We start from the raw sequence: 12,727 nt of genomic DNA, 5'->3' as shown, positions 1-12,727 counted from the left end.
ATTCTCTAAGAACCGGAAATCATTCCGGCTCCGACCGTATTATTCGTTCCTTCATCCACCAAAACGAAACTTCCCGTTCCTCGGTTTTTCGAATACTTGTCGAAGGCGATCGGTTTTGCTGTACGGATTTTAATCCTACCGATCTCGTTTAGCCCTAACTGCGATACTTCCACTTTTTCATGGGTCTGGGTTTCTATCCTAAAGGAAATTTCGCGAACAGCGGATTTAACGGAGCCAGTCGTTTGTCGAAGAAGATACTTATTCCCGGGAACCAGCGCTTTGGTATCCATCCAGCATATATCCGCTTCCAAATCTTGAGAAACGATAGGAGGAGAACCGGAAAGTACGATCATATCGCCGCGACCGATATCGATCTCGTCCTCGAGTAATATGGTCACGGACATAGGAGCGAAAGCTTCTTCCACACTTCCCTCATGCGTATCTATGGATTTGATTCTGGATTTCAGTCCGCTCGGTAAGACCGAAATCTCATCTCCGCGCCTGAAGATTCCGCTGCGGATCTGACCGGCATAACCCCGATAATCGTGGAACTCCTCGGTCTGCGGGCGGATCACATACTGAACTGGAAATCTGGTTTCCTGCTTGCTTTCGTCGGACTCTATATTGATCTCCTCCAAATATCCGAGCAAGGTATTTCCTTTCCACCATGGCATTCCTTGCGACGGATCCACCACGTTATCACCGTTCAGAGCAGAAATAGGAATAAATTCGATTTCTTTAATACCCAATTCGGCTGCGAATCTAAGATATTCCGCTTTAATCTCTTCGAATCTATTTTGGGAGAATTCCACCAAGTCCATTTTATTCACGCAGACTACGATATAAGGAATCCGGAGTAAAGAGACGATATAAGAATGCCTGTAGGTCTGTTCGATCACTCCCTTTCTAGCGTCGACAAGGATGATCGCCAGATCCACGTTGGAAGCTCCGGTTACCATATTTCGGGTGTATTGAACGTGACCGGGCGCATCCGCAATGATGAATTTCCTTTTAGGAGTGGAGAAGTATTTGTACGCGACGTCGATCGTGATTCCCTGTTCTCTTTCCGCCTTTAATCCATCTGTCAGAAGAGCGAGATTCACCTGTCCGTTGACCTGACCGGCTCTTTCTATGGCTTCCAATTGGTCCTGAAAAACGGACTTACTGTCGTACAACAACCTTCCTATCAGGGTGGACTTTCCGTCGTCCACGCTGCCTGCAGTGATGAAACGCAATAGATCCATCAGAAATATCCTCCCCGTTTCCGTTCTTCCATAGCAGCTTCGGATCTCTTATCGTCTAAACGGGACCCGCGTTCCGTCGTTCTGGAGGTCTGTATTTCTCGTATGATATCGTCTAAAGAATTTGCCTCGGATTCGACGGCGGCCGTACAAGTCATGTCGCCTACCGTTCGGAAGCGGACCGTCCTTTCCTCCACCTGATCTCCGGAATCCAACGTTACGAATTCCGAGACCGGAAAAATCAGATTTTCTCTCCAGACGATCTGACGCCTGTGGGAGAAGTACAGGGAAGGCAATTCGATATTTTCCGCCTTGATGTATTCCCAAACGTCCAGTTCCGTCCAGTTACTGATCGGAAACACCCTGACGTTTTCTCCTACGTGGATTTTTCCGTTATAAATATTCCATAGCTCTGGACGCTGCAGTTTCGGATCCCAACCTCCGAATTCGTCTCTCACGGAAAAAACTCGTTCCTTCGCCCTGGCTTTTTCTTCGTCCCTTCTTGCGCCTCCGATACAAGCGTCGAATTTAAATTCCGCGATCGTATCCAGGAGGGTAACGGTTTGGATTCCGTTTCTACTCGGAAATTTCCCCTTTTCCTCCACAGCCTTTCCTTGGTCTATCGAGTCCTGAACGTAACGCACGATCAGTTTTTCCCCGATCTTTTGCGCCAGCCTGTCCCGGAAATCCAAGGCCTCTTGAAAATTATGACCGGTATCTATATGAACTAAGGGAAAAGGGAATCTTCCGGGCCGGAACGCTTTTAAGGCGAGATGGACTAGCGTGATGGAGTCCTTTCCTCCGGAAAATAACAGAGCAGGGCGTTCGAATTGCGCGGCCACTTCCCTTAAAATATAGATCGATTCCGCTTCCAGTTGCTGCAGATGCGATAGGCGAGTACGGGTAGTCATACTTGCGATCCTTTTTTACGAACTAATTTTCCGTCCACCCAATGGAGACCGCATTCCTTTGTGGATTCGTTCTCCCACCACCAGCGTCCCGCTCTGGAATCCTCTCCAGGAAGTACGGCTCTTGTGCAAGGAGCACAACCGATGCTCGGATATCCTTTGTCATGAAGAGGATTGTAAGGCACCCCATTAGCTTCCACATAGGCCTTGGTATCTTCCCAAGTCCAATCTAGAATCGGATGAAATTTTAATATATTTCTGGCTTGGTCCAACTCTACTTTCGGTAAGTCCTCGCGCGAACCGGATTGCTCTCCCCGAATCCCGGTAATCCAAAGAGCGGCACCTTCCAAGGCTCGATTCAAAGGAAGAACCTTACGGATATGGCAGCATTCTTTTCGATTCTCGATCGAATCATAAAAGGAATCCGGCCCTTTTTCATTCACGAGTTTCTCTACGTCTTCCGAATCCGGAAAGAAGGTTTGGATTTTTTTCCCGTACATTCCGTTGGTACGCTTGTGGAGCTCGTACGTTTCGCTGAAAAGTCGACCGGTATCTAAGGTAAAAATGCGGATTCCCAGATTTTGGGAATAGATTGCGTGCGTGATCGCCTGGTCTTCCAAGCCGAAACTGGTTGAAAAAACGGCGGTTCCCGGAAATTCTTTGTCGATCCAAGCCAGGGATTCTTCCAATCCCATTCCTTTGATTCGATTTTCCAGCTCCTTCGGATCCATTGAACTTACCCTGCCACTGAATGTACTATGACGGTTTGACTAATATACTGCACAAAAGTTTTATATATTGGATTTTTTGTAAGATATAATCGTTTCTCTGTACCAAGATTCTAGCAGCCCACCGTCCGGAACAGAGAATTTTAAAAAAAAAGGAAAAAGAGAAAGCAAGGATGTCCTCATTATGTCTCGTCTTATTTTTTAACCCCTCAACTCAGCATTCGTCATTCGTTGGTAGAAAGACGCAATTCCGAACGAAGCGATCGGTCGGGAGGAAAGTGTTTTTCCCAGTAGGCCATCCTAGTAAAACCTCTTCTCGTCGCCTTTGTAACCAACTTTTGAGCCGGGGAAAGAAAATCGGAATCGGGGTATTCTTCTTCCCAACCTAGGATCCGATGCGGAAACGCTGATTCAAATTCGATTTTCAGAGTTCTATCCCATCCGAGGTTTCGAATTATGTATCGATTCATCCGTGTATCGACGATTTCAGTTTTGGCTTCGGCAAATACCGAAGCCAAATCTCTATGAGAGAAGCGAAGATAAAACGCGCTGGGAAAAATTCGGATCTTTCCTTGCGGTAATTTTTCCGGTGCGAGCCTGATCCGGTTCCAAAGTTCGTCCTCCAGAATCGAATTTTCGATCCTTCCTTTTTTGTCCCCTTCCGATTCGAAATAAGAATAGGAAACGAAATCGTAGCCGTTCTCTTTTCGGTTCATCTGTAAAAAAGTCGTTCCGCACCATTCCTGAATGCTTGCGACTTCTTTGATGCTAGAAGGTAACGATGTCCTAGGAGTAAAGACGGAAAGCATCAATTTGTACGGGTACACACCCGTCAAAAAATCCTTGGTCATGTTCAGCTTGAGCACGGGAATGATGCCACCGGATGGGTCGTCCGGAGAATCCGATTTTACCTGTTTTTTCCCCGAAAATCCTTCGTGAACGAAAATGAGAGTGGCAATCCCTTTATGGATCTTTCCATACCGTGCCTGTGAAAGATCATATGTAGCGATCTCTGCAAGTCCGGAATCCCAGTATTCCGAAAATTGCTTCGCATTTACCAGTGGAGCCGAAGCTGTATCCGGACGATCACATTGAAAAAAGACCGGAAGAAACAGAAGCGGGAGAAACTTTCCTAGGATCGACATCGACGTTCCTTTTCTCAGATCATACGTCGGAACTCTCCGGAAGAAAATTCTTTTTCCACCTCCGAGAAGGTACGCATTCAACAAATGTTTACTTTAACACTCCGGGTTTAATCCGGACTTAAAAGAAAGCCTTCCCAAAACCTGGAAAGTTCGGTCTCATTTTCCGGCCGAGTATGCCATCTTCTATGAAGCCAAAAATAATCGGCAGGGTGCTTTCTGACTTCCTCTTCCAGTCGTCGGACCCATCGATACGTGAATTCTTTTTCCCATTTTTCGGGATCCTGTCTCGGGTCCGACTTCGGCCTTTCAAATTCCTCGATATAAAAATACAATTTCCCCGAATCGTCGTACCAACTGCTGCAAAACAGGATCGGTACGTCCGTCATACGGGCGAAAGTCGCAGGTCCTAGAAACGTGGATGCTAAACGACCTAGAAACGGAAAGAAGGTCCCGTTTTTCCCCGCATCCTGGTCCGAAATGAATGCGACTAATTTTCCCTTTTTTAACAACCCCAGAGCTTTTCTGGGGCTTTCGTCGGTATACACCAATTTAATCCGTTGCGTAGCTCGCGTATTTTCGATCCATCGGTTGGACCAGGGATTGCTCTGCCTCTTTGCAAAAACGTAGAGATCGTTTTCCGGAGCGGAATAGCAGGCGGACACGCCCATTGTTTCCCAATTTCCAAGATGGCCGAGAATCAAAATACCGCCTTTCTCCAAAAGCCTGCTATGAGTTTCCGGGTCCGGCAGAAGCGAGACCCAGTTTTCTAGGAACCCGCGATTCATCCTAGGTTCCTGACAAAACTCATTGGCCATATTCGCTAGATTTTTGAGATTATGGGAGACCAACCCTTTGATTTCGGAATCCGACTTTTCCGGAAAAACCATCCGCACATGTCGCTCGATCCTATTTCGAACGGCACCGGTGAATTTACTCAGCAAGAGTACGAGCGAAAATAGAATTCGAGCTCGTAACTTGTAGGGAAAAAAGGACAGGAAGCCAACGACAAATCTAGTCAAGATGTACTGAAAGAATTTTTTGACCTTCTTTCGTTCGCTTCGCGGAGTGAGGGTTGACATAAAGCAATTGGGCGGATTGGCCCCAATCGAACAAGTAGAATTTGGTCTAGACGACAGAGCAGCCTAAAAGGAAAGAGTCCAAAGATTGGAATCGGGTAAAAATTGGACTTTTATCACAAATCGGCTAAAATGTGCGGCCGAATCCGATTTTCGCTTGGCAGGAATTTTAAGCATAATGAAGGATTCTGTCGGATCCGAAATTCGAAATATCATAACCGGATAAAATATGGCCATCGAAGTACCCCAGACTGAATCTCGAAAACATGGAGTCGATCCCCGAAGATACGAACCGAAAATCCGACGTGCGCAAGTATGTCTCTTATTGTTTCTTCTTTTACTCGTTACTCACCTGAATGCTGAGAATGCAATCGTTTTAGGTCCGGGGAAACTGGCGGCGAGTCCGAAAACGGAACACCAGAAATCTTTTAAATTTCCGCAGGATCATTTCTTTCATGCCGGGTATCGGGTGGAATGGTGTTATTTTGTGGGAATTCTGGAAACGGATTCCGGCCCCATGGGTTACGAATTGAGCTTCTTTCGGGCGTATTTCGGGTCGAAAGTCACCGTTTATCCTGTTCATTTTGCAATCTCCGATATGCGAAATAAAATTCATAAAACGGCTCAGGTTCTGGAGAGGGAACTCGGGAATCTTGCCGGTCAGGATAAGCGTTCGATTTGGAGCGGGGATTATCGGCTGGAGGTTTTGGGTCCAGCTTCGTTTCGAATCAGTGCCTTTCCCCGAGAAGAACCCGGCTTTGGAATCGAACTGGATCTGAAAGGCAAAACGGAAAACATCCTTCTCCACGGAAACAGAGGAAAATCACTCAAAAGCAGGAATCGTCCGGGATTCTATTCCTATTACTATAGCATTCCTAGATTGGAAACAAAAGGTACGATGTACTTGGACGGAAAGGAATATGCGGTCCAATCGGGACAGACATGGATGGACCACGAATGGAGCAGTCCGGAGAATTCCCCGGATTCCCGTTCCGATCTTTCCTCCAAGGAAAACTCCTGGGATTGGATCTGTATCCAGCTCGACGACGGTTCGGATGTAATGGCATTCAATTTCCGTTCCGGTCAGGGAGAACCGTCCGAAACGTTCGGTACGATCCGAAACAAAGAAGGCGAAGTCCTTTCTTTAGACAAAGAAGGCCAGCTCCTTTTTCGGGCAAAACCGCAATCTTGGACCAGCTCCAAAACCGGAATTTCGTATCGGTTGCATTGGACCATTGAAACCGAAACGTTAAAATTGGAAATCTCGCCGAAATTCGAAGACCAGGAATTCGACGCTAGACAAACTTCCGGATTGATCTATTGGGAAGGCGGAATCGAAGTCAAGGGTTGGAAGGACGGAAAACCTGTCTCAGGGAAGGGTTATCTAGAACTCAAAGGAAGTCGTTAGAAGCGATCCAAAGTCGGCAAAACCGGTCGAAAAAATCTTTATCCTTAGCAAGCATTTCGGAAAAATAGCCGGATATCTAGGATTCGGATATAGGATTCTTTGAGGAGACCGGCGTGGGAAATTATTTTCTAAAGCGAATCGTGTTGATCCTTCCGACCCTTCTCGGAATCACCTTTCTTGTTTTCATCCTTTCTCACTTGGCGCCGGGCGGACCTCTGGAAAGAGAGATTGCGAAAATCAGGGGATATGCCAGCCTCCAAGGAGCGCAGGCAAATCAGATCAGCCAAGAAGAGATCGATCTTTTAAAAAAGCGTCTTCATCTAGACCAACCGATTCCGATAGCCTATCTCTTTTGGCTGAAAGACATTCTCCATTTCGATCTCGGCGAGTCGAGATTGCATTCCCGTCCCGTCTCGGAACTCATCGCGGAAAAAATTCCCGTATCGATCACTTTCGGTCTTTCCGGGTTCTTGCTGTCCTATCTGATCTGCATTCCGCTCGGAATCACGAAAGCGCTTCGTAGCGGAGAAGCATTCGATTCCGGAACCAGCATTTTGATCCTACTCGCCTATTCCATTCCGGTCTTTGCCCTGGCCATGCTTTTGCTCTATGTCTTCGCTTCCGGAGAGGTATTTTCCTGGTTTCCGTTAGGTCACGAAGTCTCGGACGAATACGAATCCCTCGGATTTTTCGATCGGATTCAAGACCGTCTATCGCACATGTTTCTCCCGGTAATCTGTTATGTTTCCGGTTCCTTTGCCGTTCTTACTCTCTTGATGAAAAATTCCCTATTGGATCAGATCTCTAAAGAATACGTTCGTACCGCCGTGGCCAAAGGAATGTCTTTTAAGGAAGCGGTGTTTAGGCATGCATTCCGCAATAGTTTGATTCCGATCGCTACCGGATTCGGATCCAATATCAGCCTGGTATTAGCCGGTTCTTTGATCATCGAGTTGGTATTCAACATAGACGGGATGGGACTCTTGAGTTTTCAAGCCGTGACGGAACGCGATACGGACCTGATGATGGGTCTCCTGTTGATTCAGAGTTTGCTCGCTCTTTTCGGCAATATCCTTTCGGACATTTGCTACGTACTGATCGATCCAAGGATTAATTTCGAAGCATGAATTCGTTGTTCGAAAGACGTTTTAAAAAATTTCGATCCAATCGGCGGGCATGGATTTCTCTCTGGATCCTAATCGTAACGTACGGGATCTCCGTTTTAGCTCCGGCGCTTGCCAACAATCAACCTTGGGTCGTTTCCTATTCGGACCGATTTTATTTCCCGATTTTTTCCTTTTATACGGACGAAGCTTTCGGAGGTGTCAATCTCACTTCTCCCAATTATAAAAAGTTGGCCAAGAGATCCGATTTTCAGCAGGGCAAAAATTGGATCCTGTTTCCTCCGATTCCGTACGGGTACAACGAAGATAATTTGGAAAGTTTGGAAGGCGACGACGCTCCTCCTTCGGCGCCGGGAAAACGACACTGGCTCGGAACAGATGATCGAGGAAGGGACGTATTTACCCGAATTTTTTACGCGTACCGGAATTCGATGAGTTTCGGTTTGGTATTGGTCGTCGTCGAACTTTTACTCGGAACCATCGTTGGCGGTGTGCAGGGATATTTCGGAAAAAGGACGGATATCGTATTGCAAAGAATCATCGAAATCCTGTCAGCTATACCGTTCTTATATCTGATCCTGATCATGGGCTCCTTTTTTGGACGCGGATTTTTCGTTCTTCTGATAACCTATGCCGCATTGAGCTGGATCGGAATCAGTGCGTATATGAGAGGAGAATTCTACAAACTCAAGACCCAAACGTACGTGGACGCGGCGAGAGCACTCGGAGCGAGCTCTTGGAAGATCATGTGGAATCACATTCTTCCGAATGCGATCACTCCTTTGTTGACCTTTTTACCTTTCACTCTGATCGGTGCGGTGGGAATTTTAAGTGCCTTGGATTTTTTAGGGTATGGAATTCCCGCCCCGAATCCTTCCTGGGGCGAGATGATCGGGCAGGGAAGGGAAAATCTAAGAGCTTGGTGGTTGATCACTTTTCCTTCATCCGCTTTGGCAATGACCATACTTCTTACCTCTTTTGTCGGGGAAGGTTTAAGAGATTCCTTTGATGCCAAGGAAAGGACGACGTACGAATGATTTCCGAAGAAACGATTTTATCCGTCACCGATCTTTCTCTGGAACTCCGAACGGAAAACGGCTACGTTCCTCTTTTACAAGACCTTTCCTTCCGGATGGAAAAGGGAAAAGTGTTGGCTCTAGTCGGGGAATCCGGTTGCGGAAAATCCGTATGCTCCATGGCACTGACGAAACTGCTTCCGAAGGATTTGTTCCGTTTTACCGGCGGGGAGGTTCTCTTCGAATCCAGAAATCTTCTGACCCTCGCTTCTAAAGAATTGGAATCGGTCCGGGGAAGAAACATCTCTTACGTTTTCCAGGAACCTTTTTCTTCCTTAGATCCTCTCCAAAAAATCGGAGACCAGATGACGGAAGGATTCCTGATCCATTCCATGGGTTCCCGCAAAGAAGGGGAGGAGAAGGCGGAATACCTTCTTTCTTCCGTCGGAATCACGGACGTAAAACTCAGGATGAATTCTTATCCTCACCAACTCAGCGGAGGAATCCTGCAAAGGGTAAGCATAGCTGCCGCCTTAATGTGCGACCCGAAATTGTTGATCGCGGACGAACCTACCTCCGCCTTGGACGTAACGGTGCAGGCACAGCTCGTAGAGTTGTTACTGAAACTGAAAGATGCGTTCGGGCTTTCGGTCCTATTTATCTCCCATGATTTCGGACTAGTCAGTCATATCGCCGACCAGATTTGCGTGTTGTACGCGGGCAGGGTCGCGGAGATAGGAAGTACGGATTCTGTTATCGAGTCACCCTCACATCCTTATACCCGAGACCTGTTGAATTCTTTACCTTCCAGATTCACTGCAACCGGCGCCTTTAGGACCATAGAAGGAAGGGTGCCTCCGCCCGGTAGTTATCCGAGAGGTTGCCACTACCAAAATCGCTGTTCCTCCGCTTTTGATCGCTGCGAATCATCGAAGCCGAACTTGCTTATTGCAGGAAGTCCAGAGCATTATTCCGCCTGCTACCTGCTCTCAAAACAAGGAGAGAACAAATGAATTCCCTACTGGAAATCAGGGATCTGACCGTCGGATTCGGAAAGGAAACGTTCTTCGGCCGAAGTAAAAAGAGATTGTTAGCGGTCGAAAATCTAAACTTGGATCTCGTAAAAGGGGAAACGCTCGGTTTAGTCGGAGAATCCGGCTGCGGAAAATCCACGTTAGGCAGAGCAATACTTCGTTTATTAAAGCCGGATTCAGGAAAGATTTCTTACGAAAAAACGGATATATTGCCCTTGTCCGAAAAGGGTTTTCATCAATTTAGGCGGAAGATACAAATCGTTTTTCAGGACCCTTATTCCTCTTTGAATCCGAGAATGAATATTAAGGAAATATTAATCGAAGGGTTGTTACTCCACAAACAGGAAGCGAAAAACGACGCGGTCGAAGAGGTAAAAAACATTCTGGAAAAAGTCGGGCTTCCTTCCGATATACTGGAACGTTATCCGCATGAATTTTCGGGCGGCCAGAGACAAAGGATCGCGATCGCGAGAGCTCTTGTCCTGAAACCGGAATTCGTCGTTTTGGACGAAGCAGTGTCGGCCTTGGACGTATCCACACAAGCCCAAGTCCTACTATTATTGCAGGATTTGAAAAAACATTTCGGACTTTCCTATCTTTTCATTTCTCACGATCTCGGAATCGTTCGAGCGATCTCCGACAGGATAGCGGTCATGTACTTGGGTAGAATCGTTGAAATCGGTGATACCCGCAACGTGTTCGAGCGCCCCGCACATCCTTATACTCAAGCCCTTTTCGGATCCGTTTTCAGTATAGAAAATAGAAAGGAAAAGAAACCTTCTCTAAAAGGGGAAGTTCCCAGCATTCTTCGCAAACCTTCCGGTTGCCACTTTCATCCCCGTTGCCCCATAGCGCAGGAAATATGTTCCCATGCCAAACCGGACTGGAAACCCGTCGGGTCGGATCGTAAGGTTCTATGTCATTTTCCTCTGGAGAAATGAGATGCGCGCATGGGACGTATTATCCGATTACCTAGAACGTAAAAGGCTAAAACTCCTATTTATCCTATCGCTTATAGGAATTCTCTTCCTGACTCTGGTTTATATTCCTTTTCTGCAAAGAAAGGAGTTCTATAAGGAATTTCTGTTAAACCAAATCCGGCAGGCCACTGGACTGGATATAGAAGTCAGAAATTCGGATTTGATCGTATTTCCTTTTCCGGGGATCACTCTCGAAGGTGTTTCGATTAAAAAAAACGACGTTCTACTGGCGGTTAGCCATAGGATCGATCTCGATATATCCTGGTTAGGTTTATTCCACGGAGTAGTGGAGTTACGGGATATAACCATCGAAGGAGGATCTCTATATCTCGAGCGTAGAAAAGACGGATCCTTTGATCTACTGGAATATCTGCAAAAAGAGGAAACCGACGAGGATGAAAGATCTAGTATAAAGCTCGATCCCGAAAATATCGATCTGAGCGTGGGTTTTTCCGCGAAGAAGTTCATCGGTATAGAACTCAAGAACGTCGAGGTAAATAACTTTACACTTGTATACAAGGAAGATATTCATAATAGGGAATATAGCGTATACTTCTACAAATCTAGGATTTCGATCTCTTTTTACGGAAACAATATAGACTTCTCGTTTAAAGGAAAAATCGACGAGCAACCGATAGACCTGGAATTTACTTCCGCTATCGTCCAAAAAGCGAACGCGGATTGGAATAAACTGAGTTTTTCTATCGTTCTAAACCTGAACGATCTATCTTTATCTCTGCTAAGGGATTTATTCTTTATCTTTCCCGTTGCGGATTTTTCCAAGACCACTGTGTCCGGCCGAATCGAAGTATCGAAGGAAAGGGATTCTTTAGTTCACTTTAAGATCAGGTCCCAGGTTCGCGACCTCGCTTACAAAGGAGGGGTTCCGTTCGGAAAGATTAAAGTCGATACCGATTTCGACTTGGATCCTTTCGGAAAGAAGATATCCTTTTCTTATATAGACGGCCTTTGGGAAGGTGTGGCGAAAGCCAGCGGCACCGGAAGCGTGAACTGGAAAAACAGAACCGTCGGACAATTCAGCATTCACAGCGATTATGCCGATTATCATCATCTCGTAAAATTAGGACGCCTTTTCGACGTAAGAGAAGATCTCTTCGATCCGACTTCACCTCCGGGAATATTTTATTTCAACGCGGAGTTGAACAATTTTTTCGCCTTCAAACATCGTTTTGCGTCCATAAAAGGCGAAGCTAAGTTTGTAAAACCGATGTTGAGTATTCCGAGCTTTCACGCGTTCATCTATAACGGCGAAATCGTAGGGAAAGCGAAGATTTTTCCGTTTATCCCGAAACTGGAGGTGGAAGGAGAAGCTTTTAGACTTCAATCCGATCGGATACTTTTACCTTATCTTCCGGAAAGGATCATTACGGGAGAACTGTATAGTCGATTCTATCTGGAAACATATATCAGGGATCATTCACGTGACACGGTCGCTGAGCTATTCGAGAATATGACCGGATCCGGTAATATGAGAATCCGAAACGGAGAGTTGATCGGATACGCCAACTTCATGATTCCGGTTTTGAATACTCTCGGAAAGATCATCAGCTTCCAAGGCGTAGACGGTCGAAAATTCCAATTTTCCGAACTTAAGTCGAACATTAAAATCAGAAATAATAAATTATTTTTTCCTAATCTTTCTCTTGAAGGGAGCGGAATGGAAGTGGACGGGAACGGAAACGTCGGCTTTGACAAACGGATCGACATGATATTGTATTTGAGATTGGGAGGAAAAGTGGTGGGCCAAGCAGCCAAGATCCCGATTTTATATAAAGGTGTGTTCGGAAAAGGGATCCCTTATATAGATCCGATTTGGCTAGGTTCCGTTTATGCCGGTTCTATTCTCTTGGGCCCTTATCTCCTGCCTCTGGGCGGTCCTTACGGAGGCGGAGTCGCTGGCTCGGTGATCGGAGAATATGTAAGAGATCTTTGGGACGGGGTCACCGGTCTTTTCGGAGGATCGGAAGAGGAATCCAAAAACAAGAAACCGAAAGGAAAATAACCCTTACTCTGATTTCCGATTCGTTCCCGTCGGTCCGAACGCGC

The 12,727-nt window shown here is 46.3% G+C and carries 11 protein-coding genes; 6 read left to right on the top strand and 5 right to left on the bottom strand.

Annotated elements, in window-relative coordinates; genetic code table 11:
- Window positions 1–5: 5 nt before the first annotated feature.
- The 5 genes from EHO60_RS05905 to EHO60_RS05885 form a co-directional block, all read right to left on the bottom strand.
- A complete protein-coding gene (locus EHO60_RS05905; RefSeq protein WP_135767227.1) occupies window positions 6–1,244 on the bottom strand; it encodes a sulfate adenylyltransferase subunit 1 in 1,239 nt (412 codons plus the stop codon).
- Window positions 1,244–2,152 (bottom strand): sulfate adenylyltransferase subunit CysD, encoded by a 909-nt coding sequence (gene cysD / locus EHO60_RS05900; protein ID WP_135767226.1) that lies wholly within the window; start codon window positions 2,150–2,152, stop codon window positions 1,244–1,246. The genes EHO60_RS05905 and cysD overlap by 1 nt, the downstream gene beginning before the upstream one ends.
- Window positions 2,149–2,880, bottom strand: a complete 732-nt coding sequence (locus EHO60_RS05895) for a phosphoadenylyl-sulfate reductase (RefSeq protein ID WP_135767225.1) — start codon at window positions 2,878–2,880, stop codon at window positions 2,149–2,151. Before EHO60_RS05895 ends, cysD begins: the two co-directional genes overlap by 4 nt.
- 221 nt (window positions 2,881–3,101) lie before the next feature.
- On the bottom strand, window positions 3,102–4,022 hold the full coding sequence (locus EHO60_RS05890) for a septum formation inhibitor Maf (RefSeq protein WP_135767224.1): 921 nt from the start codon (window positions 4,020–4,022) through the stop codon (window positions 3,102–3,104).
- Window positions 4,023–4,129: 107 nt separating this feature from the next.
- Entirely contained in the window at window positions 4,130–5,101 is a 972-nt protein-coding gene (locus EHO60_RS05885) for a lysophospholipid acyltransferase family protein (RefSeq protein ID WP_135767223.1), read from the bottom strand.
- A gap of 226 nt (window positions 5,102–5,327) precedes the next feature.
- Here EHO60_RS05885 and EHO60_RS05880 point away from each other — a divergent pair, with 226 nt between their 5' ends.
- The 6 genes from EHO60_RS05880 to EHO60_RS05855 all read left to right on the top strand — a co-directional run bounded on the left by EHO60_RS05880 (window position 5,328) and on the right by EHO60_RS05855 (window position 12,683).
- On the top strand, window positions 5,328–6,506 hold the full coding sequence (locus EHO60_RS05880; RefSeq protein ID WP_135767222.1) for a lipocalin-like domain-containing protein: 1,179 nt from the start codon (window positions 5,328–5,330) through the stop codon (window positions 6,504–6,506).
- 113 nt (window positions 6,507–6,619) lie between these two features.
- Window positions 6,620–7,633 carry an ABC transporter permease subunit gene (locus EHO60_RS05875; RefSeq protein WP_135767221.1) on the top strand — a complete coding sequence of 338 codons (1,014 nt, stop codon included), beginning with the start codon at window positions 6,620–6,622 and terminating at the stop codon, window positions 7,631–7,633.
- Entirely contained in the window at window positions 7,630–8,667 is a 1,038-nt protein-coding gene (locus EHO60_RS05870) for an ABC transporter permease subunit (protein WP_135767220.1), read from the top strand. Before EHO60_RS05875 ends, EHO60_RS05870 begins: the two co-directional genes overlap by 4 nt.
- Complete coding sequence (locus tag EHO60_RS05865; RefSeq protein WP_135767965.1) at window positions 8,667–9,659, top strand: ABC transporter ATP-binding protein; 993 nt, start codon at window positions 8,667–8,669, stop codon at window positions 9,657–9,659. Before EHO60_RS05870 ends, EHO60_RS05865 begins: the two co-directional genes overlap by 1 nt.
- On the top strand, window positions 9,656–10,621 hold the full coding sequence (locus EHO60_RS05860; protein WP_135767219.1) for an ABC transporter ATP-binding protein: 966 nt from the start codon (window positions 9,656–9,658) through the stop codon (window positions 10,619–10,621). Before EHO60_RS05865 ends, EHO60_RS05860 begins: the two co-directional genes overlap by 4 nt.
- A gap of 1 nt (window position 10,622) precedes the next feature.
- Window positions 10,623–12,683 carry an AsmA family protein gene (locus EHO60_RS05855; protein ID WP_135767218.1) on the top strand — a complete coding sequence of 687 codons (2,061 nt, stop codon included), beginning with the start codon at window positions 10,623–10,625 and terminating at the stop codon, window positions 12,681–12,683.
- The last annotated feature ends 44 nt before the right edge of the window (window positions 12,684–12,727 follow it).

Origin of the sequence: Leptospira fletcheri (assembly GCF_004769195.1) — a bacterium.
GTDB lineage: Bacteria > Spirochaetota > Leptospiria > Leptospirales > Leptospiraceae > Leptospira_B > Leptospira_B fletcheri.
The sequence above is the reverse complement of the archived record's forward strand: the minus strand, read 5'-3'. Positions and strand labels throughout refer to the sequence as shown.